The organism is Streptacidiphilus melanogenes, from assembly GCF_000787835.1.
Taxonomy (GTDB): Bacteria; Actinomycetota; Actinomycetes; order Streptomycetales; family Streptomycetaceae; genus Streptacidiphilus; species Streptacidiphilus melanogenes.
Window position 1 is genome coordinate 148,775 of the sequence record NZ_BBPP01000007.1, and the last position, 25,427, is coordinate 174,201.

Sequence of the window (25,427 nt, forward strand, 5' to 3'; positions counted from 1 at the left end):
CACCGCACCACCTCCACGGCCTGACGACGAGACCCGAGAAGCACGGAAAGAAGCCCGATGACGATCACGTACACCCCCGGATCTCTGGTCTCCACGCGCGGCCGGGAGTGGGTGGTGCTCCCCGACACCACCGACGACATGCTGGTGCTGCGCCCGCTCGGCGGCTCCGACGACGACATCGCCGCCGTCTTCCCCGCCTTCGAGCACGTCGAGGCCGCCCAGTTCGTCCGCCCCGAACCCGACGACATCGGTGACGCGCGCGCCGCCGGACTGCTGCGCGCCGCGCTGCGCATCGGCTTCCGCTCCGGTGCCGGCCCCTTCCGCTCCCTCGCCGGCATCGCTGTCGAACCGCGCGCCTACCAGCTCGTCCCGCTGCTCATGGCCTTGCGCCAGGACGTCGTGCGGCTGCTGATTGCCGACGACGTCGGCATCGGCAAGACCGTGGAGGCAGCGCTGATCGCCAGCGAACTCCTGGCCCAGGGTGAGGCGTCCGGGCTGGCCGTGCTGTGCTCCCCGGCGCTGGCCGAGCAGTGGCAGGACGAACTGCGCACCAAGTTCGGCATCGACGCCGAACTCGTGCTCTCCTCCACCGTGCCGCGCCTGGAGCGCGGCCTGAACCTGGGCCAGTCCCTGTTCGACCGCTATCCGAACGTCATCGTCTCCCTCGACTTCATCAAGTCCGCCCGTCACCGCGAGGACTTCCTGCGGCATTGCCCCGACCTGGTCATCGTTGATGAGGCCCACACCTGTGTTGCGGCCGACCCGACCACCGCGGGCAAGCAGAGCCAGCTGCGCTACGAGCTGCTGCGCCGCCTCGCCGAGGACACCGACCGGCACCTGCTGCTGGTCACCGCCACCCCGCACTCGGGCAAGGTGGACGCCTTCCACAACCTCCTCGGCCTGCTCAAGCCGGAACTGGCGCACTCCGACATGAACCGGGAAGCCAGCCGCGTCGAGCTGGCCAAGCACTTCGTCCAGCGTCGCCGCGCCGACATCCGCCGTTTCCTCGACCAGGACACCGAGTTCCCGTCCGACCGCTTCTTCAAGGACGAGACCTACCGCCTCACCCCCGCCTACCGCGCGCTGCTCGACGACGCCATCGCCTACGCCGGAGAGCGCGTCACCGACGCGAACGGCGTCGGCAAGCGCGAGGCCCGCATCGCCTGGTGGTCCGCGATCGCGCTGCTGCGCTCGCTCGTCTCCTCCCCGCGCGCCGCCGCCCAAACGCTGCGGACCCGCTCCGCCTCCGCTGTCGCCGCCACCGCCGAAGAGGCCGACGAGCTCGGCCGCCCGCTCACCCACGACCTCGCCGACGACGAGAACCTGGAAGGCCTCGACGCCGCCCCCGGCGCCGACGCCGGTGCCGCACAGCACCGCCTCGCCGAACTCGCCGACCGAGCCGATCAGTTGGAAGGCGCCGAGCACGACAAGAAGCTCGCCGCCCTCATCAAGCACCTCAAGGCCCTGCTCGCCGACGGCTACAACCCCATCGTCTTCTGCCGCTACATCCCCACCGCCGAGTACGTCGCCGATCACCTGGGCGGCGCCCTCGGCCGCAAGACCGTCGTCCGCGCCGTCACCGGCAGCATCTCCCCACAGCAGCGCATCGCCCGCATCGAGGAGCTGGCCGACGCCACCTCCGAGGACCCCGCCGCCCGCCGCGTCCTGGTCGCCACCGACTGCCTGTCCGAAGGCGTCAACCTCCAGCACCACTTCGACGCCGTCGTCCACTACGACCTCGCCTGGAACCCCACCCGCCACGACCAGCGCGAAGGCCGCGTGGACCGGTTCGGGCAGCAGCGCGACGAAGTCCGCGTCATCACCCTCTACGGCAGCGACAACGGCATCGACGGCAAGGTCCTGGAGGTGCTGATCAAGAAGCACCGCCAGATCCGCAAGGACCTCGGCATCTCCGTTTCCGTTCCCGACGAGACCGCCAGCGGCGTCACCGACGCCATCATCGAGTGGCTGCTCATGCGAGACCAGCAGCTGGAGCAACTCCCGCTGTTCGAGGCGACGATCGACCGGCACGCCGAGGCGCTGGAGGCCGACTGGAAGTCCACCGTCGAGCGCGAGCGCGCCTCCCGGTCCCGCTTCGCCCAACAGGCCATCCACCCCGAGGAAGTCGCCCGCGAAGTCTCCTCAATCCGTGCCGCGCTCGGCGCAACCGGCGAGGTCCGCACCTTCGTCCGCGACTCGCTGCGCGCGCTCGGCGCCGACCTGCGCGGCGGCACCCCCACCGACGGCGACTTCACCGCCGCCGTCGACGGCACCCCCGCAGGCCTGCGCGACGCCTTCGCCCCCTACGTAGGCGGCCTCGCGATCACGAGCGGCCGGCCCATCCCCTTCCGCACCACGCCGGCCATCGCCCGCGGCGAAGCGGCCCTCGTCCGCACCGACCCCGTTGTCGGCGCACTCGCCGGATACGTCCTCAACGCGGCCCTCGACCGCCAGTTGCCGGAGCCTCACCGCCCCGCCCGCCGCTGCGGCGTCATCCGCACCCACGCGGTCACCACCCGGACCACCCTGCTCCTGGTCCGCTACCGCTTCCACCTCACCCTGCCCTCCCGCAGCGGCGACAAGCAGCTCGTCGCCGAAGACGCCCGCCTGCTCGCCCTCCAGGGCTCACCCGCCGACGCCACCTGGCTCACCCCCGACCAGGCCACCGCGCTCCTCGACCTCACCGCCGACGAGAACACCGCCCCCGCCTTCGCCGAATCCACCATCGAACGCGTCCTCGACGGCCTGCCCGACCTCGTGGAGGAGCTGGAGCGCCAAGGCGACGCGCTCGCCGCCGAACTGCGCGACTCGCACCTGCGCGTCCGCGAACAGACCCAGGAACTGCGCCGCGGCCTGAAGGTCATCGCCCAAAAGCCCGCCGACATCCTCGGCGTCTACGTCTACCTGCCCGCCACCACCACGCCTGCGAACGCCACCACCACCACCGCCGCCGCAGGGGGAGCCCGCTGATGTCCGCAACCGCCAGGAACCAGGTCTTCACCGCCGTCCACACCATCGGCGCCCTGCTCCCCGCCGACATGCTGCTGCGCATCTCCGAGGGCAAGGACGTCTCCGGCTCCACCCCCGCCGACTACCACCTCGTCGGCAGCCGCAACGTCCAAGACGAAGCCGAACGCCACTGGGACTACCTCAAGGGCATCTGGCGCGACCTGCGCGCCAAGCTCCCCTACGCCCCCGACGCGGCAGCCCCCGCCGACCCGACCGGCCTGGGCCAGACCCAGTGGCTCGAACCCCTCTTCGCCGAACTCGGCTTCGGCCGCCTCACCCGCACCGCGACCGGCATCCCCAGTGATGACGGCACGAAGACCTTCCCCATCAGCCACCGCTGGCAGCACGTCCCCATCCACCTCACCGCCTGGAACACCGACCTCGACAAGCGCCCGGCCCCGGGCACCGTCCCGCCGCAGTCCCTCGTCCAGGAGTGCCTCAACCGCACCGACGCCCACCTGTGGGCACTCCTGTCCAACGGCCGCCAACTCCGCCTGCTCCGCGACTCCACCGCCATGACCGGAGCCGCGTACGTCGAGTTCGACCTCGAAGCCATCCTCGACGGAGAGCTGTTCAGCGAATTCGTCCTGCTCTACCGGCTGTTGCATGTCTCCCGCTTCGAAGTAGCCGAGGGCGCTGCGGCGTCCGTCTGCCGGCTGGAGAAGTGGCGCACCGAGGCCATCGAGTCCGGTGTCCGCGCGCTCGACCAGCTCCGCGAAGGCGTCCGTACCGCCATCACCACCCTCGGCACCGGCTTCCTGCGCCACCCCGCCAACACCGAGTTGCGCGAGACCGTCGATGTCCGGGCCCTTCACTACGCGCTGCTCCGACTGGTTTATCGACTCTTGTTCCTCTTCGTCGCCGAGGACCGCGGCGCCCTCCTGCATCCCGACGCCGACGAGACCGCCCAGCGCCGCTACCGCGACTACTTCTCCTCCGCGCGACTGCGTCGGCACGCCGAACGCCGCCGGGGTACCGCCCACGGTGACCTCTATCAGGCCTTGAACGTTGTTCTGACGGGCCTGGGTTCCGAAGACGGCCGCCCCGAGCTGGGCCTGCCTGGCCTCGGCGGCATCTTCGACGATGCGGACGCCGACAAGCTGCTGCACGGCCTGAACCTCGCCAACGAGGACCTGCTCACCGCCATCCGGGCCCTCGCCATCGTCTACGACACGCAGGCGAAGCGGAACCGCACTGTGGACTACCAGCACCTCGGCGCGGAGGAACTCGGCTCCGTCTACGAGTCACTCCTCGAACTCGTCCCCAAGCACGACGCCGCGGTGCCCAGCTTCGAACTCGTCGAGTTCGCCGGCAACACCCGCAAGACCACCGGCTCCTACTACACCCCGACCTCGCTGATTGAATGCTTGCTCGATTCAGCTCTCGACCCGGTCATCAACGACGCGGTCAAGCGCGGCGAAGACAAGGCCGCGCGAGCAAGTCAGGCCGACCCGCGCGACGCGATCGTTCAGGAGCTGCTGTCCCTCACCGTCTGCGACCCTGCCTGCGGATCCGGCCATTTCCTCGTCGCCTCAGCGCGCCGCATCGCCAAGCAGGTCGCCGCCGTCCGAGAACAGAACCCCGAACCCACCGTCGGCGCGCTCCGCGCCGCGCTACGCGACGTCGTCGCCCGCTGCATCTACGGCGTCGACCTCAACCCCATGGCAGTCGAACTCGCCAAGGTGTCGCTCTGGTTGGAGGCGCTGGAGCCCGGAAAGGCACTCGGCTTCCTCGACGCCCACATCAAGCGTGGCAACGCGCTCATCGGCACCACGCCCGGGCTGCTCCAGAACGGCATCCCGGACGACGCGTTCAAGCCCATCGAGGGCGACGACAAGAAGCACGCGACGGCGCTGAAGAAGCTCAACGCCAAGCAGGCCCCCGGGCAGGAGCAGCTCTTCGAGACCGAACTGGAAGTCAAGGTCGCCAACCTGGTCTTCGCGACATCCCTGCACCAGATCTCGACCGCAAAGGCCGACGACCTCCGAGACGTGCGCAAGCAGGCCGAGGCATACCGCGAGTGGGAAAAAGACACTGCCTACCTGCATGCCCGGCACGTCGCGGACGCATGGTGCGCCGCCTTCGTCTGGCCCAAGCGTGCGGACGCGCCACAGGCCCCCACCAACGCCGTCTTCCGCGCCATCCAGAACCCCTCAGCGGCGGGCGCAACGGCGGCGGCAAACGCGGAGATTGTCCGTCTCGCCAAGCAGTACGATTTCTTTCACTGGCACCTGGAGTTCCCCGAAGTATTCCGCGTCTCGCAGACGGGGGAGGGAGTCGAGCCCGCCGGGTGGAGCGGCGGCTTCAGCTTCATCGGCGGCAATCCACCATGGGAGCACATTGAACTCAAGGAACAAGAGTTCTTCGCCGCACGCGATGCCGCGATCGCAGAAGCAGCTGGTGCCAAGCGGAAGAAGCTCATCGATCAACTCCCGATCATGAACCCCGACTTGGCCAAGGAGTTCGAGCAGACCAAGCGCCAGATCGATGGACTGCGACATTTTGCGAGCAACTCCGACATGTACCCGTTGTGTGGGCGAGGGCGAATCAAGACCGATCCCGTCTTCGCGGAGCAGGGACGGCGCCTGGTCGATCCGAGGGGTCGCTTCGGGATGATCCTGCCGACCGGCATCGCCACAGATGCCACCACGCAGCACTTCTTCAAGGACATTGTCAATCAAGGTTCACTCGTCGCGCTCTACGACTTCGAGAACCGCAGCGGCCTATTCCCAGCCGTCGACTCGCGTATGAAGTTCAGCCTGCTGTCCCTCGCCGGGCGTGCCACCCGCGAACCGTCTGCCACCTTCGCTTTCTTCCTCCAAGACCCCACCGAGCTCGACGCCCCCGACAAGCGCTTCACGCTCACGCCCGAGGAGATCACGCTCCTCAACCCCAACACCGGCACTTGCCCGATCTTCCGAGCCCGGCGCGAGGCCGAGATCACCCTAGGCATTTACCGCCGCGTCCCGATTCTCATCCAGGAACGCGATGAGCAGCACCCTCGGGGCAGTAACCCCTGGGGCGTGTCGTTCACGCAGGGCTTGTTCAACATGACCAGTGACTCGCACCTCTTCCATACCCGGGAGGAGTTGGAACGCGACGGCTGGTCCCTCGTCGGGAACGTCTTCGGGCGCGGCAACTCCCGCATGCTGCCGCTCTACGAAGCGAAGATGGCTCATCACTTCGACCACCGCTGGGCCACCTACAATCCCGACGGCACGACGCGCGACCTCTTCCTCCATGAGAAGGAGGACCCGACAACCGTCGTTGCGCCGCGCTACTGGGTCGCAGAGCACGAGGTTGACGTCAAGCTGGCCTCCAAGCATTGGGACCGCGACTGGCTCCTTGGCTGGCGTGATATCTGTCGAGCCACCGATGAACGGACTGCGATCTCCTTCGCGTTCCCCAAGTCCGGTGTGGGTAACAAGATTCCACTCATGTACGTTAGTCAGCCGCCGTGGCTTGCGGCCGCGCTAGTAGCTTGCCAGAGCTCCATCGTCCACGACTTCGCGAGCCGCCAGAAGATGGGTGGCGTCACCATGAACTTCTTTATTTGGCAGCAATTGCCGGTCCTCACGCCAGAACGTCTTCGCCCGTTTCAGAGGTTCATCCTTCCTCGAATCGTTGAGCTCACATACACCGCATATGACATGACGCCATTTGGTCGAGACCTCGGCGACTCCAGCGGTCCCTTCCACTGGGACGAGGAGCGCCGCACGGTCATCCGTGCCGAGCTGGACGCGCTGTTCTTCCTCCTCTATGGCATTGCCCGCGACGACGTGGACTACATCATGGAGAGTTTCCCGATCGTCAAGCGCAAGGACGTTGCCAAGCATGGCTCCTACCGCACCAAGGAGCTGGTACTTGACCTGTACGACCGCATGACCGCCGCCGGGCCGACCGTGGAGAACCGGCTCGCCGACCCGGATGGATTCAGCAGTCTGACCCCGCCCCCAGGCCAGGGCGAGCGGTATCCAGATGCTGGAGTCAGCTGAGCACTGCCAGTAGTCCAGGGCGAAGACCGGTCTGGAGTTACTCCCCCGACATGATCTAACGCAGAAGATCAGGAGCCGTATCCATGGCAGCCGTGACGAAGCAACGCGCCGCCGAGCTCGTACTCGGGCTCTTCACCGTGCTCGCGTCCCGCCCAGAGGGCATGCGTTCAGTCGAGGCGATCGCGGAGACCCAGCGGCTGCTGCCCCCAACTGACCAGGAATTGGCGCGCGATGGCAAGAACACCTGGAACAGGTACGAGAGCACCGTCGGATGGCAGACCTCTGGTCCGGTGAAGTACGGATGGCTGATCAAGAACAACGGCCACTGGACGCTGACGGAGGAAGGTCGGCAGGTCCTTCGGCGCTACCAGTCCGATCTGGATGGATACATGGCGGAGGACGACCGGCTCTACAAGGAGTACCTGGCGTCGCGCCCCGTCGCTGGCGGCCGCGCTTGGCTGGTTCGAGGGTCGAACGTGTCCGGCTTCGACCTCGTCCAGCGCCTCTGGCTGCCCGATGGGCTCGTATCTCTCCAGGCATCCCGACTGCGCAATGGCGCATCCGTTGAGACCAGCAAGAACTCACTGCGTGACTGGGTCGAGGAGGACTACGGGGCGGCCACCAGCTACAACCAGAAGCAAGAGCTGGTCGAGGCATTGCACACGTTCCTGTCGCGCATGCGGATCGGCGACACGGTGTGCGCGCTTTCGAGCGGGAACCTCTACTTGGGCGAAGTCGTGGGCGACGCCGTTCAGGCAGCCTCTCCGGACGGACGGTCCAACCTCCGCCGGCCCGTGCGCTGGCGGGACATCGCATATCCGTATGACGAGCTGCCCGAGGAGGTGCAGCAGAAGCTCTCCATGCAGCACGATGTCGTCGAACTGACAGCAGTGCTGGACCTGCTCAACGCCCTCGGCCTCAACCCTGAACAGATCGAGGAAGTCAAGGCAGAGGCAGTCGAGGACCCCAGCGTTGAGCTGCCAGCGCTCCCCACGCGAGAGCTGGATCTTCCGCAGCCCACCCAGGAGCTCGCCGACCGGCTGCTGATCCACAACCTCAACTGGCTTGGCGAGGTCCGCGACCTCCTCTGGGACGAGCGACAGATCGTCTTCTACGGACCACCTGGTACCGGCAAGACGTTCCTTGCGCAGGAGATCGCGGCCTTTCTCGGTGGCGGACCGGAGCAGGTGAAGCTGGTTCAGTTCCACCCGGCGTACGCATACGAGGACTTCTTCGAGGGCTTCCGACCGCGTGAGGACGCCGTGAGCGGGCAGGTCGGCTTCCGGCTTACCGCGGGTCCGCTGCGGGAACTCGCCGACTTGGCCTCTCGGGAGGGCAATCGGCACGTGCCGTACTTCCTGATCATCGACGAGCTGAACCGTGCCAACCTGGCGAAGGTCTTCGGTGAGCTGTACTTCCTCCTGGAGTACCGCAACCGGTCCGTCCGGCTGACCTATTCTGCTGAGGACTTCGCCCTCCCGCCCAACGTCTTCATCATCGGCACGATGAACACCGCCGACCGGTCCATCGCCCTCGTTGACGCGGCGATGCGCCGCCGGTTCGCGTTCGTCGAGCTTTCCCCGCGCGAGGAGCCGACCAGCGGGCTGCTGCGACGCTGGCTCGAAGACAAGAAGTACGGCAGCGAACCAGCCGACCTACTGGATGAGCTGAACCGCCGCATCGCCGACCCTGACTTCCGCATCGGCCCGTCCTACCTGATGAAAGCGAGCGTCTACCGCGACGCCGACGGGCTGGCCCGCACATGGCGCACGAAGATCATTCCGCTGCTGGAGGAACATCACTACGGAGAAGGTGTCGACATCGAAGCCCGCTACGGGCTCACCGCTCTCCGCCGCGGCCTCCATCGGGCCACTGCAAACGCCAATGCGGATTCCGCTGCGGACGGAACCACCGGACTGGCCGCGGGCGCCTTCACGGATGCGGTCCCGCCGACTCCCCAGGCGGATCCTGATGACGACGGTGCCGCGTGACACCTGGCCCCCCACTGATCGAGCTGCGTGAACACGCACGCTCGACGGCGTTTCTCCTCCCGGACGCGGTCGGACGCGCTCTCGCGGACTCCCGGATCGTGGAGGCCACGCCAGATCCTTACGAGCCGGGCTGGTGGCAGTTGAGGGCCGGCAGCACCGTGGGCGCGGCGACATTCACCGTGCCCGGGGGAGCATCGATCACACTGCGCATCACCCCGAAAGTGCGCATCGCCCGACTCTTCTTCCTCCTCGGCTACGCGCTCAACCCTAAGGGTTGGCGCGACGAGACCGTCGAAGTCGCCGAACACGCAGGGCTTGTCCCGGCACTCGCGCATGCCTACGAGCGCCAGCTCGAACGCGCCCTGCGCCAAGGCGTCCTCCAGGGCTACCGCACCACCGAGGAGGCCTCCCTGCTCGTGCGCGGACGCATTCGGCAGGCGGACCAGCTCGGCCGCCGCTACGGCCTCACGCTCCCCGTCGAGATCAGCTACGACGAGTACACCGTCGACATCCCAGAGAACCAACTCCTGCACACCGCCGCTGAGCGGCTGCTCGGCCTGCCAGGCATTCCGCGCCCGGTCCGCAGCCGACTGCTGCACCACCGTGCACGCCTCGTCGACGTCACCCCACCGGTCCGCGGTCACACGCTGCCCGAGTGGCAACCAACTCGCCTCAACGCTCGCTACCACTCCGCCCTGCACCTCGCGCGGGCCATCCTCCGCGATGCCTCCGCCGAGCACGCATCAGGCAGCCTCCGTATCGACGGCTTCCTGTTCGACATGAACAAGATCTTCGAGGACTTCGTCTGTACGGCACTACGCGAAGCCCTCCACAATCGCGGTGGCCGGACCGAACTTCAAGCCCGGGGCGTCTACCTCGACCAAGCCTCTGCCATCCGGGTGAAACCGGACTTCGTCTGGTATGAGGAGAGCGGGCGGCCACTGGCCGTCGTGGACGCCAAGTACAAGGCCGAGCGGCCGGAGGGCTTTCCCGACGCCGACCTCTATCAACTCCTGGCCTACTGCACCACGCTGGGCCTGCAGGCCGGCCACCTCGTCTACGCGAAGGGCAACGCCCCACACGCCGCGCATGACATCCGAAATGCCAACATCCGGATTCATCAGCACGTTCTTGATCTCGACCAGCCCCCGGAGCTTCTCCTCGCCGAAGTCTCCCGGATCGCCGCCGTGCTCGGGAGCCACCACGGCCCCGAACAGAGGCGGCCGCCGGACCAGTCGCATGCCTGACGAACGCGGCATCGCTCAAACGCACCCTCTTCATCCACGAGTCAAGGAGATCAAGTGCCGATCCCTCCGCAGGACTTCACAGTCCCGGATCTCGACACCGTGCTGAGCCAGGCGATCCCGTTCGACAAGGAGCGCTGGATGCCCCTGCTGCCTGACGCCACATGGTGGCCCGACGAACTGGACGCCTGCCCGGAGCACGGACGATGGCCCCGAGTCGACCGGCGAACCGTGTTCACCATCGCCCGGCGCGCCGGGACCGCCCAGGGCAACCGACACCTTCTCGTGGCCGCGCTGGTATGGGGAACAGGCACAAAGGCGCAGTCGGTGCACCGCCGCGGTCAGATTTTCGCCCACACGGCCGCGGCAGAGATCGACGCCCGACTCGGCGTCGCGCTCACGACACTCCGGGAGAAGGGAGCGGCGGAGGCGTACTGGGCGTTCAACAACGAACAGAAGATCCCGCATCTGGGACCGGCCTTCTTCACCAAGGTGCTCTACTTCGCTGGAGAAGCGGGCATTCCTGGCCCACACCATCCGCTCATCTTGGACAGCGTCGTCGCGGGAGCCCTCAAGAACCTCGGCCTTGTCCACACAGCCTGGCCTGACAACGGCTGGACAACGGCCCAGTACGGGGAGTATCTCGGCGCTCTCCACGGCCTTGCCACCGAGCGATCTGTCCAGCCGGACCAGATCGAGGCGGCCCTCTTCCACCACGGCAAGCAGGCACCCAGGGCCAGCGCCTGAAGGCGCGCTCGCCCTGCCGCTTCACGGAGGCGAGCGGCTGGGCTGGAACACCACCCTCACGCCGACACCCTCTGCGACCTGCCCCAAAGTCGCTATCGTGACGTCCATGGCCTCCACGCACCTGGTGATCATCAGCAACCGCGCCGCCCTCAGCTGGGTCGTGACTGAGCAACGCATGGCGTTCCCTGCCGGGCGCTCGAAACGGGCCCACAGACTGGAGCCTGGCGACCAGGTCCTCCTGTATGCGACCCGCGCCTGTTTCGGGAATCCAACTCGGGACGTTGGGCGGGTGATCGGGCAGGCTGCCGTGGCCAGCACCGCACAGGTGCTCACGGATCCGGTCCGGTTCGGCGAGCGGACCTTCACCGAGGGCTTCCGCCTGGACTTCCAGGGCCTAGCCCCGTTCCGTGAGGGAGTCGCGTTGCGCGACCTCGTCCCGCAGCTCGCTGTCTTCCCGGACCCGGCGACCTGGAGTGTGTGGATGCGCCGTACCGCCCTTGCCCTCCCGCCGGCGGACGCGGAACTGGTGACGGCGGAGCTGCGCCCGCTACTTCGCCCCTACGGCGAGGTGGCCGAGCAGTACCGATGGGAGCCTGCGGCGCATGCGCGATCGTGAAGCGTGCAGACTTGCCCGGAGAGCGTGAGCGAGCAGCGGGGCTGTCTACGTCAGCCTGAGATCCTGGGGTTGGCGCGTCGTGCCGGTCCAGGACAGCCCTTGGGCGTGGATCAAGACAAGGGAAGCGAGCGGGGGGCATGACCGCGGGTGAACACGCGAACGTCGTAGCGGCGAACGCGCCGATGGTGACGGTGGGGATCGACTTGGCGGGCGACACGGGAACGACGGGGGTCTGTCGCGTCACCTGGGCAGACGAGCCAGTCGTCGAGCTGCTCGCAGCGAGGAGCGACGACGACCTCCTGGCAGCGATGCGGAGCGCCGACAAGACTGGGCTGGATTCGCCGATCGGATGGCCGGTCGCGTTCACGGCCCTGCTCACCGCGCACCAGGCCGCCGACCAGCTGCCGCCCGCCCGCTCGCGCTACCTGCCCGACCATGGCGGGCGCGACGGGCTGAACAGGTTCACTCATCGCCTGACCGACGACGTGGCGTGGAAGCGCACCGGTGCGGGGAAGCAGCGCCCTCTCTCGGTCGCAGCCGACAAGCTCGGCGTCGTCGCCATCCGAGCGGTGCACCTCCTGGAACGCCTCGCCGACGCGGGCCCCGCCATTCCCCGAGACGGCTCCGGCCCGGTCGCCGAGGTCTACCCCGCGTTCGCCCTGATCCAATGGGGACTCGCGAGCAAGGACAGTTACAAGGGTCCCAAGCCCACCGCGTTCGCCGCGCGAGCAGAGATCCTCGCCGGCCTGACACAAGGACTGCGTCTCAGCCTCACTGACGACGTGCGTGACCGGTGCATTCGCAGCGACCACGATCTGGACGCTCTGATATCAGCAGTCGTTGCCCGCGCCGCAGCCTGCGGAATGACCCACCCGCCCGCGACCGAGCACGAGCACACTGTGGCCGCGGCGGAGGGCTGGATGCACCTACCCGTACGCGATCTTCCGCTCTCTGCAGTGCGGCACGGGACAGGCGCCTGAGCTGCATCGGTGCCCGCCCATCTGGGCACTCTTACGCGGCCATGCGAGAGCCCTGGCCTACGGCGAGGAGCTGCGTGGCGGCGCACGCAGGAGCGGGGGAGAGTCTGATCGACACGTCCTGCGGGCTCAACCGGGCCCATCGGCGGATCACCACTGGTCGCGCCTCGATCCGTCTCGGACAGGCCCAGATGCGGTAGAAGGACCGCGCAGGGAACGCCGCCCACCGCGTCGGCGCAGCGCGCTGGTGCTGCGCCTGGGACTATCGCCCCGGTCTCAGCGGCAAGATCGTTATGCACGGCTTGTGGATGACCCTGTGGATAAGCCGATTGGTTCGATTGTGCGAGTAGGGGTCCAACGTGCACGGATGTTGGCGACGCCGGACCAATAAGTAAGACGTTGTTCCGTCAGTTCAGTCCACTTCGTCCGCGTGCTCTTCAACTCTCCCCAGGCGCAAGTGCGCGAATGGGAGCGACGGCTCTTTGACCTGCGGTGATCCAAGATCGTCGAGCACCTCGTTCGCTCGCGCGTCCAGCGGGGTCTCGGAGTAGTGAGGCGATGCTTGATCGGCTACGGGACGGCTTGCTGGCCCCGAATTGGCCCCGAGGTGTTCCCTGCGTGCTCAGGCAGCCGCCTGACCTGCGACGTTGCATGGCGGCGGACGAGTCGGCCATGCACGCCGGGTTCTTCCGCCCCACCTTTCTGACCTGCACCGATGGGGTGGCAAACCGGTTATGACCTGCGGAGATGGCAGTCATCAGAGGCAATCAGAGGCAGTCACCCTGCTTGGCCCCCAGATTGCTGGCCCCGAAAGGGCCGTAGGTCTCGGCTGATGCTGTGAGCGCTTGCCTGCCTCCGAGCAGTGCCGGACATACGAATGCCCCCAGGAGTGGAGTCCTGGAGGCTTCGCTGGCACCGATTGGAGGTCGGTTCCGGACACCACCCGCGGTTTTGACGGGCCTCGGTGTTGGCGTCCTCGTCTTTGCGAGACAGCCCCAGAATGCCATATCCGACCCCCTCTCGGCACTCCCGAGAGCACGATTCTGCGCTCTCCGCGAGGCAGCCAGAGGCAGCCAGAGGCAGTCACCCAGAACCTTTCGGCATCCACCAGGTTTCCCAGTGCTGCTGCAGACTGTCGTCGACGGGTGAAACGAAACCGTCGCCGACACAGACCTGATCTTGCTGGGCGACCTCACCGGCCGGTATGCCGTCGGCGCCTACAGCCGGTCTGCAAGGGACGGCACGGTCGCCCTGCGAGACCATCGGCAGGGAGCTGCTGAGCACGGTCACCGGATCACCGCCGCCATCGCGTGCCACGTCGCTCGGGCCGGCGGCAGCGTCGACTCCTTTGCTCGGATGCTGCTGCACCCCGACCACGAGGGAGGTCGGCACGCTCGGACGATTTCTGCCCGCTCGGGCCACGCTCGACTGCAGGGGTACATCGAGCGGGTCTGGGCCAACGCCGTCGCCCTGGTCGGCAGCACCGGGCGACTGGGCCGGGACTCTCGTGCGAGCAACAGCGGTTGGCCGCTGTTCGCGATGTAGCCCGAATACGCCTGTCGGCCCCGACTGCCCCGAAAATTGGGACTGCCGGGGCCTCGACGGGGGCTATCTTGACTTCCATGCCCGTGCCTGCTCTGCACAACATCACCGCGCTCCACCTCTACGTGGACACGCACATCATCGACGCGACGGACGACGCCGCGACGGAGCTGCGGCGGCTGGGGGAGGAGGGATGGGTCAGCCTCAGCGTCACGGACGCGATGGACACAGAACTCGCGGACGCACCGCCCGAGAAGTGGGCCGCGCTCACCGGACTGAGCGCCCAGTACCCGGAGTCGTACGGCCCGGCCATCGTCGGTCACTCTCGACTCGACTCCTCCGTCGTCGCCAGTGAGGAGGACAAGGAGCGCTTCGACCGCGTCTTCGCCATCCTCTTCCCAGGCACCGCGGGCCCAGCAGCTGTACGGGATAACCACGTTCGTGACGCCATGCACGTCTCCACGGCCGTGCGCTACGGGGGCAACGCCTTCATCACCCGTGAGAAGAAGCTGCGGAACAAGAACGCTGTGATCGCGGAGCAGTTCGGGGGATTCCACATCTGGTCGCCAGAGGATGCTCTCGCTGAGGCAGCCGCGCGGATTCGTGGAGTCAGGGAACTTCGTCGCCGCGAGCCTTCGAGGGAGACCCTGCCTGCCTGGCCTGACGACGCGACTCTGGCTCGATGGACCAACGGGCCGTGAGGGGAGGGGAGCCTCGTGCCCGAACGGCATGATTCCCAGTCATCCCGTGGCCGCAGCAGCCCGCGCAGTCCCGGTCCAACCCCTCCCCCGTGGGGTCGGTCGGGGCCTTATCCCAGTCAGCCAAATGGCTGATCCTGCGCGCCGGTCTGCAACGCGTTCCCGCGCACTGATCGGCCTCCTCCCACCCTGGGCTTGATCTGACTGAAGGACACCGGAGGCTTCGCCTTGGTCTTCCACCTCGCAGGCTGCCCACTGAGTACAGCAGCTTGGCTTCGCCACGCCATCGCGGCAGCTGGTCGTCTCTCGGCCCCGGAGCCCGGCGAATGGGTAGAGGCTTCCGACAGAGTGTCCGCCACCAGCTTGACGGATTCACTCGCGCGCCTGGCGGAGCCGGACGACTGGGAGACGGTGACACTCCGAGTGGTCGCTGAAGACGCGGTGATCGAGAACGAGAGCCTGAAATACATGTGCACCTGTGGTGCCTATGAGGCCGACTCAGGCGCGGGTCACTAGCAGCGCTTCGCCGTGCGCCAGGCGCTCGGCGAAGTCTGTCGCCTCCGGGAAGGTAGAGGAGGAGAGGCGCAAGCCGGCCGCACTCAGCGTGGCGACCACCTTGGCCGCCAGCACGGGCCGCTCGGGCTTGTTCTCCTCCATGAGTCGGATCGACACCCACACCCTGTTGTCGTTGCCAGGGGAGACGAGTATGGGCCCGCCCGGCGCTCCGTAAGGGATCTGTGCTGTGGTGAGCGCCGCGACCGTCGCAGTGCGCGTCTCCATCGCGGTGCGGGCATCCACAGCACGCGCGGCCGTGTAGATCGCCTGGCATAGTTCACGCGCGGCGTCACGCGCTGCTGGTACGGAGATTGTGTATGGGCCGAACCTCACGGTCTCAGCCGCTGGGTCATAGCCGAAGCCCCAGAATTCACGAGCAATGTCGCGCGGGAGCTGTCCCTTGTCTCGTGCCTTCTTCTGAGGCCCGAACTTCCCCATGCCCCGTGACCACTCATCGAAGTGTTGCAGGCCATCCCGGACGTGCTTGATGCCAGGGAGGCTTGTCTCGAAGCGCTGCTCCGCCTTGTCCAGAGCCTCGATGACGCCCGGGTCCATGGAGAGGTCCGCGAGGGCCCACCGTTCCAGCGCCACGGCTGTCATGAGCTGCCGGAGGGCGTGGACAAGGAAGCGTGCGTCCATCTGCTGCGAACTGAAGAAGCCGAGCCGCGTCGGTTCCTTCATCCGCTGAGCGGTCAGTAGCACCATGTTCTTCCACCACTGCGACTCAGAGACGGCGATGGCGTACGGGGCGTCTGCTGGCGACCAGTCGGTCGGCGGCGTGCTGTTCATTGGCTAAGGATGGACCGGCCCGCCGCCTGGCGTTTGGGATTTTCGGTGTGTGTGCCGACGAGCCAGGTCGGTGTATTGCGGGCGAGCGGTTGCGGCGAGGCCCCCGAACTGCGCGGAAGGGGTGTCGTACTAGCGGAACCCGACCCGCAATGGGCGCCCCGCGTGCGGCACGGGGCAGACCAGGTCCTTCGGGAGCGCGCTCAGCGGCAGGCGGCTACCTCTGGCCCCGGCTCCTCAGGGCCGTGGCCATTGGCGGCTGGGTGAGGGTTGCCCCTTCCCGGCAATCGATCATGGAATGCCGTCGGTCTGCACGCTAGGTCGTCGGGCGCCTTTCTTCTTGCTTCGCGGCGAACAAAGCCGCCTTCCTCCCCAGCGTTCCGCCCGCCGGCCCTCCAAGCTCTCCTTTGCCGGGAGGGGGCCGGGGCGATCAGCCTCCAGGCCTGCCGGGGCGTGCGCCCGTGCGCGCAGTGCGGTCCGTAGGCGGGAAGAGCGCCGCAGGGGGCGCGTCCGCTTCGCGGACTCGGCGTATCGGCGCAGGTGGGACTGGGTTCTCCGTTGACACCCCTCCCCATATTCGATAGATTTACCTATGTCGAAAGGGGGCAGGGCAAGCCCCCGAAACTCCACCACCACACTCTGAGGGGAACCTCTGCATGAGCATCGTTGTGCCTCTATCCACCCTGGCGGCCGAGTTGCGGCCCTATCTCGACGCCAGCCTCGACGGCGCCGGCCGCCTGGTCATCGTGCTGCCCAGCAGTCGGGACCGCCTGGTCATCAAGCCGAGCGCGATCCGCACCCCGCACCCCCAACTGCTGTGGGAGGTGCGCACCTTCCTGGACACGGCGACCGGCGCGCGGGGATACCTGGACTGGCCGGACGAGCTCCCGCCCCTGGTCGCCTTCGTCCATCGGCGGGCCTTCTCCCTTGAGGAGGTCGGCCCGCAGTACCAGCTCGTCATTGACACGCTCGCTCTCCACGGCCTGAAGGCCGAGGTCATCGCCGCTGACGGCGGGGGCTACCAGATCCGGGTAGAGGTCCCCCGGCGCTGGTACCAGGCCATGGGGCTGCGGCCCGCTACCCACCTCCTGATCGGCGCGCCGGAGGTGCTGCCCGCACGGTCCCAGGAGGTTGATGGCTGGCACGTGGAGCACCACGCGCCGGGCCACTTCATCGCCGTCGTCTACGACACGATCCCGGACGGCCGCGCGGAGACGACGTGGCGTAACGCCTCGCCGACGCTGCTGGCCGAGTACCTCGCGGAGTACATCAGCACAGCGCGCTGAGCGCGCCCTGGTTCCGCTGCCTTCGCGCAGTGCGACGGCCGGACCCGGAGGGCAACCGGGTCCGGCCCTTCTCTACCGGCTCACCGACTCCGAGGATTCGCCTTGATCACCTTTACGGACCTCTTCTGTGGCGCAGGCGGCGCTTCCACCGGCCTGGTTCACGCCGGTTGGAAGCTCATTCTCGCTATGAACCACTGGTGGACCGCCATCGAGACCCACATGGCGAACCACCCGGACGCCGAGCACGCCTGCGAAAACGTGTCGACCTACGACCTACGCCGCATCCCGAAGACCGACGTTCTGTGGGCAAGCCCGATCTGCACCGAGATCTCGCCCGCCGGTGGCCGAGCCCGCGCGAAGCGCAAGCGGAAGCTCACCGTCGAGCAGATGCGGCACCTCACCGAGGAGGAGATCCGCCAGCTCAAGGAAGAGTTGGAGTCGATCCCGGATGCAGCGTTCGAGCGCACCCGGGTCACCGCCTTCGACGTGATCCGCGCGATGGAACTCCACGACTACAAGGCAGTGCTGGTGGAGAACGTCGTCGAGTTCGCGCTCGACTGGAAGCTGTTCGACCTGTGGCTCGCCATGGCGGCCCGGCTCGGCTACAACTACCAGATCGTCTCGGTCAGTTCGGCGCACGTTGGCGATGACACGAACCTGGCTGCACCGCAGTGGCGCGACCGCCTCTACATCGTCTTCACGAAGGAGGGCATCCGACTGCCGGACGTCGCCCCTCGCCCCCTGGCCCACTGCCACGAGTGCGACGAGGACGTGTACTCCGTCCAGGCGTGGCGCCCCGAGCACACCGAGACCCGGATCGGCAAGTACGGCCAGCAGTACGACTACGCCTGCCCGAACCACGACAGGCCCGTGATCGTCGAGCCGTACACCCGACCGGCAGCCGCCATCATCGACTGGACCAACCTGGGCACCCGGATCGGCGACCGCAAGCGTCCGCTGGTGCCCAGCACCATGGCCCGCATCCGCAAGGGCCTGGAACTGTACCCGGCTGACCCGTCGCTGATCACCCTCAACCACTCCGGGCACGACGGCCGCGCCTTCCGCGCCGACCAGGCTCCGCTGCCGACGCGCGCCACGAAGATCGGCGAAGGGCTACTCGTCCCCACCAGCTACTACGACCGCGCCCTGTCGAGGGCAGACCTGGCTGCGCCGCCCTTTGTGATCACCTACCGCAACCACGGTGGCGCGGCGGGCGTGGACAGGCCGCTGACCGGCATCAACGCGAAGGGCAATCACCATGGGCTGGTCATTCCCTACCGCAAGGGTTGCATCCCGAAGCCCGTCGAACAGCCCATTCACACGATGTCCACCCGCGACTCTGCAGGACTCCTGCTCACCGCCGCCGACGTCGATGACTGCTACTTCCGCATGATCCAGTGGCGCGAGCAGATGAGCGCCCAGCGCTTCCCCGCGGACTACATCGTCATGGGCGACACCCAGGAGGAGAAGACGATGCAGGCGGGCAACGCCGTGTCGTGCAACGTCGCCCAGTGGCTCGGCAATGCCCTGAGTGCGGTCCTCTAACGCCTCGCGCCGGGTCGGGTCCGTCACCCTGACGGGCCCGGCCCAGCCTGAGGCCCAGCACGTCCGACAATCACCGAAGGAAGGCGCCATGCCCACCTACAACCCCTACCCTGCCCTGACTCAGGCCCTGCGCGTCGTCGGCGCTCAGCCCGTCGTCGACTGGGGGCTGAGCGACTACATCGTCACCGTCGCCCTGCCCGACGGCCGCGAGATCGTCATCTCGCCCCCGCAGGAGCCGAGCGAACCGCACCCGCCGCGCGCCTGGACCGCCGACCTGCACGACCGTCAGGCCGACAGCGCCGAAGTCATCTACGACTCCACCGATTCCGGCCCCGATGCGGAGCATGCGGGCAGCCTCGACCCGCTGTTGAGCGCGGTCCGCAGCCACCTTCCGTCCAACTAGCCGATCCCGGCGACCACCCCGTCGGCGTCAGGAACCGTCCAACTCTGGCGCGATGCCGCCGAGGCGACTGCTCGGGCTGTCGAGGAGCCGCCGACACCGCCGAACAGCGTTGACGCCCTTCCCTATGATCGATAGATTTACCTATGTCATTGGGGGGTGTGGTGAACCCTCCGGACCCCACCTGGTGCGCGGCAGGGCAAGCCCCGCACCAGGGCCTCCACTGCCACGCGGGCGGACTGCGGGCTGCGCTCCAAGCCGCCCCGACCGAAGGGGACTTCATGGCCCACTATGTACAGACGCCGCACGGCGATCCCGGATTCGACCGCTGGGTGGCGCAGGCGATCGCCCTCACCAGGCGGCTGCGCCTCGTCGCGCCGAGCGACCGGCCGCATCCCGCGCCCCTCGCGAGCGATGCCGACGCCGACATCGAGGCGCTCGCCACCATGCTGGGCCTGCTGGCCCCGGCGCCCACGGGAAGCGGTGGGCAGTAACGGCCTGCACTTGCAGGATGGCCATCCGGCTCCATTGTGGCGACGGGACCGCGAACCGCCGCCGGTGCGGCTCGCCGCCTGGGGAGAAGTGGGGGCGGCGCGGCAATCAGCCGCGCCGCCCCCGAAGACTGGGTGGGGCCGACGATACGAACACAGGGTTCGTGCCAGCGCCGCCGAAGGCCCGCTGACTCGGGCAAACCGCCGACCCCGTTCTCCATCACCTACCGAACAACTGGGCCGAAGCCCCGCTCTTCTGCAAGGGGTGCCCACAGTGTACGGCCCACAATGCGACAGGATGGACCCACCATGACGACGACCAAAGCGCAGTTCGAGCAGCGACTCGGGGCACTCACTGGAGACTGGGTCTCCCGCACGGACCTCAGGCACCTGGCGGGCATCTCCGAGAAGACCCTCAAGCTCTGGCTCGGCAGCGAGCCGTTCACCGAGGACCAGATCCAGATCGGCCCGCGCGGCGTCCTGCTCTACGCCCGCGACCCGGCCGCTACCTGGATCAAGGGGAAGCTGTTCGAGCAAGGCAAGGACGGGAGTGCTCCGTCGGGTCCGCGACTGTCGGCCGAGCCGACGCGCATGCCGCACGCTCCCGGCGACCGGTGGCGCTGGACCGACATCGCCCGACTCCGCGGTGTCACGCCAGGAGCGGTGAGCAACCTCGCGAAAGCGTACGAGGCGCACGCCGAGCACCCGTTCCCGCCGGCGGAGGCCGACCGCAAGCGGTCAGCCGAAGCCGTTGCCGCCTGGTTCCTCTGGTACGACGAGGAGCGACCCGGATACGCGGAGCGAGGCAAGCAGGCCACCCCCAGCGCTCCCGCGGGAAGAGTGGGCGAAGTCGTCGCGATCCTGGAGCATGCCGTCGCGGCACGGCAGTCCCTTTCCGCCGAAGCGCTCGCCCGCAGCTTGGACGTGACGCCCGCCGTCGCCGCTCGCTACCTGGCCCAGGCCGAGGACGTCGTCATGTCGAAGGCGGGCCTGATCGCGCGCAGTGCCATCGCCGCCATGCTGCCCGACGCGGCCCAGCTCACCCCCCGCCAGCGAACCGACAGGGTCAAGACCCTCCTGCGACGCAAGGGCGCCCCCAGGAGCGTCCTCAGCGTCGGGAGCGCCGACTACTTCGACCGCACCGAGGTGACGCGGCTCTTGACCGCGGCCGCGAGGTGACGGCTGGGCGGCGAAAGATCCACGGCCTGCGGTGGGCGGGTGGTGTGGTCCTGTTGTGGGGTGGGTGGCCCTTCCCGGCAATCGATCATGGAATGCCGTCGGGGTCTGCACGCTAGGTCGTCGGGCGCCTTTCTTCTTGCTTCGCGGCGAACAAAGCCGCCTTCCTCCCCAGCGTTCCGCCCGCCGGCCCTCCAAGCTCTCCTTTGCCGGGAGGGGGCCGGGGGCGATCAGCCTCCGGGCCTGCCATAGCGTGCGCCCGTGCGCGCAGTGCGGACCGTAGGCGGGAGGACGACAGCAGGGGGCACGTCCGCTTCGCAGGCTCGGCGTATCGGTGCAGGTGGGACTGGGTTCTCCGTTGACACCCCTCCCCAGATTCGATAGATTTACCTATGTCGAAAGGGGGTAGGGCAAGCCCCCGAAACTCCACCATCAACACCCCAGGAGGGGACTGTGGCCGAGGCACTCAACTTCATCGTCTGGAACGAGGTCGCCGACATGCTCGGCGAGTTCGACAACGCCGCCGACGCGGACGCCTGCGTCGAGCGCGAGCAGGCCGCCTGCGCGGAGATCTGCGGGACCGACGGTCGGGACACCAACGGGAACGGCGCATTCGCCTGCGGCGTCATGTCGCCCCACGGCATCCACGTGCAGGTCGAGGACGCCAACGGCGTCGACCGCACGAGCGACCCCGCGATCCGGCTCTGACCAGCACGCCAACCCGACTCGCGCCGCAGCTGACTGCAGCGCGCACAACGGCACGGAGACCACGATGGCATTCGGCACCCCTGTGAACATGGACGACCAGACCCAGCTCCGCCCCGTCTTCGACCCCCGGCTGTACTGCTACAGCATCCAGCTCTGGGTCGACGGGCAGCCGGGCGGCATCCACGGCCTGGTGGAGCAGTTCCCCCACCCGGACGACGTGATGGACACCCTCAACGCCTTCCTGGAGGAGAACCAGATCCGCCACATCACGAGCGAGGAGTACAGCGCGCTCTGCCGCTCGCTGATCGAGGCCAAGGACGGCCCCGAGTGGGCGTTGATCCAGGCGATTGAGCAGGACCCGGAGGTGGCTGCCCTGTTCGGCTTCCTGGAGGAGGACGAGGACGGGTGCGAGAGGGAGTACGACGAGGACGAAGGGGAGATCGCGGAGTAGCCCACCGGCGCAACCTGGTGGGCCGAGGCAGGCCCTCGGCCCACCACCCAGGCCACGCGAGACGGACGGACGGGCAGTGCCCCGATCGCAGGTTCGACCCCTGCCGTGGCCGCGCACAGGCAGCACGCGGGACAGGGCAAGTCCCCGTGCGACTCCATCACCCAACGGGAGTTCGTATGAGCGGCACCAACGTGCACCGACTCACCGTCCAGCGCCGTCAGAGTGAAATCGACCGCGACGTCCGGCGCCTCTACCGGCTGGCCTACGCGGCAACCCACCTCTCAACCAGGGTCCACCACCAGATCATGACCGCCGATCGGGTCCGGGCCATCGCCGTTCGCATCAGGGCGGCTAACACCGTTGCCGTGCGTATCACCGGCCGGCCCGGCGTTGCCGATCACGCCGAAACCGAATACGCGCTCCAACTGCTCAGCGACGCCGCCGAGAGCGTTCCCGAGGTGACCGTCGAGCTGCTGTCCATCGCCCACAGGGCGCGCTCAGCGGCGCGGCAGCCCGGCCTGAAGATCCCAACCCGCTTGAACCTGGGCGACATCGCCTACGAGGCCCGAGCCATGGCCCTCGACCTGCCCTTCATTGGCCTGCCCCTGCGCAGCCCGCGCGGCCGAGCCGCACTCGCCCGAATCAGGATGCGAGCCGCCGAGTACGGGCTGACCGAGGGATAGTCCGGGCCGCAGACAACGGCTGCGCCCACAAGTCGGCGCAGCGCCAGACCACGCAACACGGAAGAGCTGCAGTCAACCATCGCAGCGCGCAGGTTCGAATCCTGCCGTGGTCACGCAGTACCCGCAACATCCGCACGGCGAGGACAGGGCAAGTCTTCGCCGCTCCACCTACCGGTCCCGGAGAGACAACCATGGAAGCAGAGCAGAACCCCGCACCGACACCGGGCGCAGCCCTGGCGAAGGCCCTGACCCACTTCTTCACCGAGTGGCCGACAGGCGGCGACGACGCCAAGGCCAGGACGACCATCACCATCACCGACCCGGGCCACCCCGCGCACACCCTGTACCTCCGCGTCGAGGAGACCAACGCCCTCACGACGCTGGTGATGAACGAGGACGCCTCCTACCGCAACAGCCACCCGGACATCGACGGCCCGTGCGGGCACTGCGGCAGCACCCGCGAGCCCGCTGGAAACGGCCCCGCCGGCGAGCCTCGGCGCCGGGCAGCCCCAGACGGACCGGACTGCGCCGGGCGGCTCCAGGAGCCGGACACGACGGACAGCAGCGACTACGCGCTCGCCACCGTCCGCCACCTCGTCCCGTGCGCGGACCAGCGCATCATCAAGGCAGCCCGCGATGCTGTCAGCCACGTCCCGCAGCTCCATGACGGCGCAGCGCTGATCGGTCTGGAGACTGGGGCCATCAGCGCGGCATACCTGGGCGGCGACTGCGCCGGGATCCCGCTCTACTGGGACGCTCGGGCCACGACGCTGGTCTACGCGGACGGCTCGCGGTTCCCGGCCGACCTGGGCGACTCGGACTACGACCGGCTCCTCACCGCTCTGAGCGAGTCGGTCCCCGCTCAGAGCGGATCGCACTTCCTGCGCGTCACGCTCGTCCGGGAGCCAGTGGGGGAGCCGATGCTCGTCACGGTCGAGGCCACCATGCACGGCCCCTACCTCGGCTTGCCAGCCACGCTGCCCCAGGACCGATCCTCCACCTACCTGTTCACCCGCCAGACCGTCTACCAGATCATCGACGACCTGGACGCGGACACCCGCGAGGTGACCGCCGCCTGGGAGGGGGACGCCGTCCGGTTCACCTGGACCACCGCCCACGACGGCGACGGTGGAACCCTCCTGGTCTTCCCCGACGCCCACCAGCGTTACCCGATCGGCCACGGCATGTGGTGCTGGGAGCCCTGGGGCAGCCAGCTCTTCGCGTCCGAGCGGCAGTACGCATTCGTCCTCGGCTGCACCACCTACGACAGCGACATCCCGAGCCCGTCCGAACCGATGGACGGCAACGACTACCTCCGGCGCAACTTCGAGTACTACTACCTCCGAGGGCGCGCGGAGGCCCGCCGCCTGACGCTCCACCGCAGCGACTCCTAGCTCCACCCGCCGCAGCGCGAGGTCCCTTCCGGCCCTACGGGTGCTGGGAGGGACCTCGCCTTTTGCCAGCCCGCAGGGGCTGGGACGGAGGTAGTGTCGAGTCTCAGCGCCTGTCCGCAAGGCGCCCTCGGGAAAGGGGAGCCCGTGACTCAGCCCGCCATGGACGAGCAGCCCATCGAAGAACTCACTCCAGAGTGGATCGACGCGGCGGTGGAGGTCGTCACGCCGGACGGATCAACCGTCGGCTTTCGCCTGAGCCGGTACGAGAAGACCACCAGAGACGGAGAACCGCTCTGGATGCTGTTCAGCACCGAGCAGCCGTGGCGGATCGAGGTCGGCGCCGGCGCGGTACTGCGCCGCACACCAAAGCCCGCCGGAATGCCGGGCCCCGCTGGGGGCTTCGGTCCCGCCCCCGTCGTCTCGCCAGCGCCGGTAACAGCTCCCGCGGCACCCACGCCAGCACCGCTGAGCCCGCAGTCGTGGGTGATCGCTCCACCCGCCGAACAGCGCTGAACCACCGCTGCGCAGCCCCGCCCTGACTGGTAACAGTCAGGGCGGGGCTGCACGCGTTCTTCGTCCCGTGCGCGCCTCCTAAGGCGTCACGGAGCCGGCCTGAGAGGTAGGTGACGGCGCCGATGCAGCCGCCGCGTCGCCGGGCGTGCCGCTGGCCTTCCGTGTCGCCTTGATCTCCCGCACCTTCGCGACAGGGATACCCAGGCGGTCGGCGACGTCGGAGGCGTTGGCCAGCTCCAACATCTCCGCCGCAGCGTCCGTCAACCTCTGCTCAAGCTGCCCGACTTGCTGCACCAGCTCGCCCCTGATCCTCGCCGTGTACTGGTCGATCCGAGCCTGCGCTGCTTCGCGGAGACCCCCGATCTGATCGTCCACCTCGAACCACGTCGTCGCCAGGTCTTCCAGGCGCTGCTCCCGCTCGCGCGCCCCCGCTGTGCGTGCCCTTGCCTTCTCGCGTGCCGCGACCGCGCGCGAGCCCCTGCGTTCCGCCATCGTCTCGTCCTCCCCAGACTGGCCGGTGCCCCTCCCCTGACTGATCACTGCACCGCCATTGTCACCCGCCAACGGCCGGTCCGGAGCGGCCACGAGCAGCCCGATCTGCTGGCGCATCGTCAGCTGCC

21 protein-coding genes and 1 tRNA gene are annotated in these 25,427 nt (G+C 68.1%); 19 read left to right on the forward strand and 3 right to left on the reverse strand.

Annotated features, from left to right (window positions below; all coding sequences use genetic code 11):
- Positions 1 to 57: 57 nt before the first annotated feature.
- The 7 genes from TR49_RS10510 to TR49_RS10540 all read left to right on the forward strand — a co-directional run bounded on the left by TR49_RS10510 (position 58) and on the right by TR49_RS10540 (position 12,582).
- Complete coding sequence (locus TR49_RS10510) at positions 58 to 2,970, forward strand: DEAD/DEAH box helicase (RefSeq protein WP_042379943.1); 2,913 nt, start codon at positions 58 to 60, stop codon at positions 2,968 to 2,970.
- Positions 2,970 to 7,004, forward strand: coding sequence for an Eco57I restriction-modification methylase domain-containing protein (locus tag TR49_RS10515; protein WP_042379946.1), 4,035 nt, complete (start codon positions 2,970 to 2,972; stop codon positions 7,002 to 7,004). The genes TR49_RS10510 and TR49_RS10515 overlap by 1 nt, the downstream gene beginning before the upstream one ends.
- Positions 7,005 to 7,087: 83 nt before the next feature.
- Positions 7,088 to 8,995, forward strand: a complete 1,908-nt coding sequence (locus tag TR49_RS10520; protein WP_084724771.1) for an AAA family ATPase — start codon at positions 7,088 to 7,090, stop codon at positions 8,993 to 8,995.
- A gap of 98 nt (positions 8,996 to 9,093) precedes the next feature.
- The gene (locus tag TR49_RS10525; protein WP_369405304.1) at positions 9,094 to 10,242 is read left to right on the forward strand and encodes an McrC family protein; all 1,149 of its coding nucleotides are present in this window, start codon (positions 9,094 to 9,096) and stop codon (positions 10,240 to 10,242) included.
- Between the two features lie 54 nt (positions 10,243 to 10,296).
- The gene (locus TR49_RS39815) at positions 10,297 to 10,986 is read left to right on the forward strand and encodes an 8-oxoguanine DNA glycosylase OGG fold protein (protein WP_052434169.1); all 690 of its coding nucleotides are present in this window, start codon (positions 10,297 to 10,299) and stop codon (positions 10,984 to 10,986) included.
- 307 nt (positions 10,987 to 11,293) lie between these two features.
- Positions 11,294 to 11,602 carry a hypothetical protein gene (locus tag TR49_RS45435; protein ID WP_236653310.1) on the forward strand — a complete coding sequence of 103 codons (309 nt, stop codon included), beginning with the start codon at positions 11,294 to 11,296 and terminating at the stop codon, positions 11,600 to 11,602.
- Positions 11,603 to 11,739: 137 nt separating this feature from the next.
- The gene (locus TR49_RS10540) at positions 11,740 to 12,582 is read left to right on the forward strand and encodes a DUF429 domain-containing protein (RefSeq protein WP_236653311.1); all 843 of its coding nucleotides are present in this window, start codon (positions 11,740 to 11,742) and stop codon (positions 12,580 to 12,582) included.
- 1,080 nt (positions 12,583 to 13,662) lie between these two features.
- On the opposite strand, the gene TR49_RS43685 is transcribed toward TR49_RS10540, so the two are convergent.
- The gene (locus tag TR49_RS43685; RefSeq protein WP_160311568.1) at positions 13,663 to 13,971 is read right to left on the reverse strand and encodes a hypothetical protein; all 309 of its coding nucleotides are present in this window, start codon (positions 13,969 to 13,971) and stop codon (positions 13,663 to 13,665) included.
- A 230-nt stretch (positions 13,972 to 14,201) separates the two neighbouring features.
- On the opposite strand from TR49_RS43685, the gene TR49_RS10550 reads away from it, so the two are divergent.
- The gene (locus TR49_RS10550; RefSeq protein WP_042379956.1) at positions 14,202 to 14,822 is read left to right on the forward strand and encodes a hypothetical protein; all 621 of its coding nucleotides are present in this window, start codon (positions 14,202 to 14,204) and stop codon (positions 14,820 to 14,822) included.
- 495 nt (positions 14,823 to 15,317) lie between these two features.
- Here TR49_RS10550 and TR49_RS10555 read toward each other — a convergent pair whose 3' ends face one another.
- Positions 15,318 to 16,163 carry a hypothetical protein gene (locus TR49_RS10555; RefSeq protein WP_042379958.1) on the reverse strand — a complete coding sequence of 282 codons (846 nt, stop codon included), beginning with the start codon at positions 16,161 to 16,163 and terminating at the stop codon, positions 15,318 to 15,320.
- 653 nt (positions 16,164 to 16,816) lie between these two features.
- On the opposite strand from TR49_RS10555, the gene TR49_RS10560 reads away from it, so the two are divergent.
- The 11 genes from TR49_RS10560 (at position 16,817) to TR49_RS41350 (ending at position 24,807) form a co-directional block, all read left to right on the forward strand.
- Positions 16,817 to 17,446, forward strand: coding sequence for a hypothetical protein (locus tag TR49_RS10560; RefSeq protein ID WP_042380201.1), 630 nt, complete (start codon positions 16,817 to 16,819; stop codon positions 17,444 to 17,446).
- A 102-nt stretch (positions 17,447 to 17,548) separates the two neighbouring features.
- Positions 17,549 to 18,991: a DNA cytosine methyltransferase gene (locus tag TR49_RS10565; protein WP_042379959.1), complete on the forward strand. Its 1,443-nt coding sequence runs from the start codon at positions 17,549 to 17,551 to the stop codon at positions 18,989 to 18,991.
- 88 nt (positions 18,992 to 19,079) lie between these two features.
- Positions 19,080 to 19,394: a hypothetical protein gene (locus TR49_RS10570; RefSeq protein WP_052434170.1), complete on the forward strand. Its 315-nt coding sequence runs from the start codon at positions 19,080 to 19,082 to the stop codon at positions 19,392 to 19,394.
- Positions 19,395 to 19,672: 278 nt separating this feature from the next.
- Complete coding sequence (locus TR49_RS42635; RefSeq protein WP_152627179.1) at positions 19,673 to 19,885, forward strand: hypothetical protein; 213 nt, start codon at positions 19,673 to 19,675, stop codon at positions 19,883 to 19,885.
- A gap of 306 nt (positions 19,886 to 20,191) precedes the next feature.
- A complete protein-coding gene (locus TR49_RS10575; protein WP_042379961.1) occupies positions 20,192 to 21,061 on the forward strand; it encodes a hypothetical protein in 870 nt (289 codons plus the stop codon).
- A 450-nt stretch (positions 21,062 to 21,511) separates the two neighbouring features.
- On the forward strand, positions 21,512 to 21,766 hold the full coding sequence (locus TR49_RS10580) for a hypothetical protein (RefSeq protein WP_042379964.1): 255 nt from the start codon (positions 21,512 to 21,514) through the stop codon (positions 21,764 to 21,766).
- A gap of 64 nt (positions 21,767 to 21,830) precedes the next feature.
- Positions 21,831 to 22,217 (forward strand): hypothetical protein, encoded by a 387-nt coding sequence (locus TR49_RS10585; protein WP_052434172.1) that lies wholly within the window; start codon positions 21,831 to 21,833, stop codon positions 22,215 to 22,217.
- Positions 22,218 to 22,393: 176 nt separating this feature from the next.
- Positions 22,394 to 22,900 carry a hypothetical protein gene (locus TR49_RS10590; RefSeq protein WP_042379967.1) on the forward strand — a complete coding sequence of 169 codons (507 nt, stop codon included), beginning with the start codon at positions 22,394 to 22,396 and terminating at the stop codon, positions 22,898 to 22,900.
- Positions 22,901 to 22,946: 46 nt separating this feature from the next.
- Positions 22,947 to 23,013: transfer RNA gene (locus TR49_RS42640), tRNA-OTHER, on the forward strand.
- Between the two features lie 78 nt (positions 23,014 to 23,091).
- Positions 23,092 to 24,294, forward strand: a complete 1,203-nt coding sequence (locus tag TR49_RS10595) for a hypothetical protein (protein WP_042379969.1) — start codon at positions 23,092 to 23,094, stop codon at positions 24,292 to 24,294.
- A 159-nt stretch (positions 24,295 to 24,453) separates the two neighbouring features.
- Entirely contained in the window at positions 24,454 to 24,807 is a 354-nt protein-coding gene (locus TR49_RS41350; protein ID WP_236653312.1) for a hypothetical protein, read from the forward strand.
- Between the two features lie 78 nt (positions 24,808 to 24,885).
- Here TR49_RS41350 and TR49_RS39825 read toward each other — a convergent pair whose 3' ends face one another.
- The gene (locus TR49_RS39825; RefSeq protein ID WP_052434173.1) at positions 24,886 to 25,416 is read right to left on the reverse strand and encodes a hypothetical protein; all 531 of its coding nucleotides are present in this window, start codon (positions 25,414 to 25,416) and stop codon (positions 24,886 to 24,888) included.
- Between the last annotated feature and the right edge of the window lie 11 nt (positions 25,417 to 25,427).